We start from the raw sequence: 2422 nt of genomic DNA, 5'->3' as shown, positions 1-2422 counted from the left end.
AGCCTCCCATTTCTCATGTCCAAGAAATGGGAGGCAGTTCACTGTGCCGGGGAGGGTCTTGTTGTCTGGGGAATGGGTTGTCAGCACCCTATTCCTCAAAACTGAATAATTTTCGTTTTTGAGGAATAGCGATAGAAGACCGCAGGGAGGCACCAATGAAACTCATCAATAGAACGTCATATATGGACACGTTGACGAGCCTTATTGGCGTACCGGACATCAAGGTCATAACGGGCATTCGCCGTAGCGGTAAGTCAAAATTGCTCGAGGCCCTCCGCGATTACGTGGAGGCAAATCTGTCCAATTCGAATGTCATCCATATCAACTACAACCTCGATGAGTTCGAGAACCTGCTCGAATATCATGCCCTGCTCGCCTATGTGAAAGAGCATCGAGTGTCCGACAAGTAAAACTTCCTGCTTATCCACGAGGTTCAGATGTGCGACGGCTTTGAACGCGCGATCAACAGCCTCCATGCATCCGAACAGTACGACATCTTCATCACCGGATCGAACGCCTTTTTGCTGTCGAGCGATCTGTCGACGCTCTTTACGGGGCGCACGTTCGAGATCGAGGTTTTCCCATTCTCGTTTGAGGAGTATCGCCTCTATAGTGACGAGGGCGAGGTCGATCGCGACTTCGATGAGTACGCGAGAACCGGCGGTATGTCCGGCTCTTACCCTTATCCACTGCAGGAGCAGCGCTACCAATATCTCTCCAATGTCTTCAAAACGCTCATCGTGAGGGATATCGTGCAGCGGCATAACGTGAGAAACGAATCGGCACTGCTGCGCATTGCCGATTACATGATGGACAACGTCTCCAACATAACGTCGGCACGCAACATTACAGATATTTTGAATGCGGATGGGCTAAAGATTACGAACAAGACGGTCGGCACGTACATGGGGTACCTGTGCGATGCGTTTGCCTTCTATAAAGTTCGTCGGTACGACATTCGCGGCAAAAAATACCTTAGGAGCGGCGAGAAGTATTACCTGGCAGACCACGCGTTCAAATACGCACTGCTTGGTACACGTGATATGGATTGGGGACGCGTATACGGGAACATGGTGGCCATCGAGCTGCTGCGCCGCGGATACGAGGTATACGTCGGTGTGCTCTATAAAAAGGAAATAGACTTTGTAGCAATCAGGCGAAGCGAGAAGCTCTACATTCAGGTGAGCGACGACATCAGCTCGGATAAGACGTTTGAACGCGAGATTTCGCCACTGCTGAGCATTGGCGATGCGTATCCCAAGATGATTCTTGCCCGCACGCATCACGAGGCCACGGATCGCGATGGGGTGCAGATCGTGGACCTGGCGAGGTGGTTGTGCGGCGAGGCTTAGCAAAAAAATCCTATTCCTCAAAACTGAAAAATTTTCGATTTTGAGGAATAGGATTGGCGGCTGGTTGCTGCGACCTGGCGTTTACTCTATCCCAGCTCCTGCATGCGGCGGTAGATTTCGCAGATGCCCTTGATGGTGAGTTGCCCGTCGAACACGTCGAAGGCATCGGTCGAATCGGCGACAATGCCGGCGAGACCGCCCGTGGCGATAACGGTGGCATCCTCGCGGCCCAGCTCGCGCTTCATGCGCGTGACCAGGCCCTCGGCCATGGCGGCGGCGCCCATCACGGCGCCGACCTTGATGCACTCTTCGGTGTCGCGACCGATGGCGTGCTCGGGCGCCTCGAGCGGCACGCTGGCGAGCTTGGCGGCACGGGCGGCAAGCGCGTCCATGGAGATGCGGATGCCCGGCGCGATCGCCCCGCCAATGTAATAACCGTCCTCATCGATGACGTCGATATTGGTCGCGGTGCCAAAGTCCACCACGATTGCCGGCGCGCCGTAGAAAGTCTCGGCTGCGACGGCGTTGGCGACGCGGTCGGCGCCCACGGCCTGGGGGCGCGCCGCGCGCAGCTTGGTCACGGCGGCCGTCTGCGGCCCAATGACGATGGCGTCCGCGGCAATGCGGTCGGCCACGGCGTGCCATTCGCGCGAGAGCTGCGGCACCACGCCCGCAAAGGCGATCGCGTCGACCGCGTCGAGCGAAAGGCCGTACATCTTAAAGAAACCCATCAGGCGCACGTGGATCTCGTCGGCGGTATAGGAGCGGTCGGTGGGCATGCGCCACGACTGCACCAGCTCGTCTCCGTCAAACAGACCCATGGCCGTCTGCGTGTTTCCCATATCGATAGCGAGCAGCATGTCTACTCCCGGTGTCGGCATAAAAGGACGCGCACCATTGTATACGTGCCGTCGACGGCGCTCGGTTGCGATTCGTTTACGGTGATAGGGGTCGAGGGGTTTAAATATGAAGGAATTATGCTCTACGAGATTTTCCTTGCCGTTTACCGAACTCCCACGTAATATTCTTTCTTGCGCACATGAGGCGCCCAGACATTGCGGGGTGGAGCA

General features: G+C 56.3%; 3 protein-coding genes. 2 read left to right on the top strand and 1 reads right to left on the bottom strand.

Annotation, left to right across the window (positions count from 1 at the left end; translation table 11 throughout):
- The first annotated feature begins 155 nt into the window (after positions 1–155).
- Both DW943_RS10820 and DW943_RS08790 read left to right on the top strand, forming a co-directional pair.
- Positions 156–410 (top strand): AAA family ATPase, encoded by a 255-nt coding sequence (locus DW943_RS10820; RefSeq protein WP_199572864.1) that lies wholly within the window; start codon positions 156–158, stop codon positions 408–410.
- Between the two features lie 6 nt (positions 411–416).
- Positions 417–1352: an ATP-binding protein gene (locus DW943_RS08790; protein ID WP_370448077.1), complete on the top strand. Its 936-nt coding sequence runs from the start codon at positions 417–419 to the stop codon at positions 1350–1352.
- An 86-nt stretch (positions 1353–1438) separates the two neighbouring features.
- Here the strand turns inward: DW943_RS08790 and DW943_RS08785 are convergent, their stop codons facing one another.
- A complete protein-coding gene (locus tag DW943_RS08785) occupies positions 1439–2212 on the bottom strand; it encodes a type III pantothenate kinase (protein ID WP_117862786.1) in 774 nt (257 codons plus the stop codon).
- Positions 2213–2422: the final 210 nt, after the last annotated feature.

It is taken from the genome of Collinsella sp. AM44-11 (genome assembly GCF_003467145.1).
Lineage (GTDB): Bacteria > Actinomycetota > Coriobacteriia > Coriobacteriales > Coriobacteriaceae > Collinsella.
Note: the sequence above shows the minus strand (reverse complement) of the source record. Positions and strands in the feature narration are given on the sequence as shown.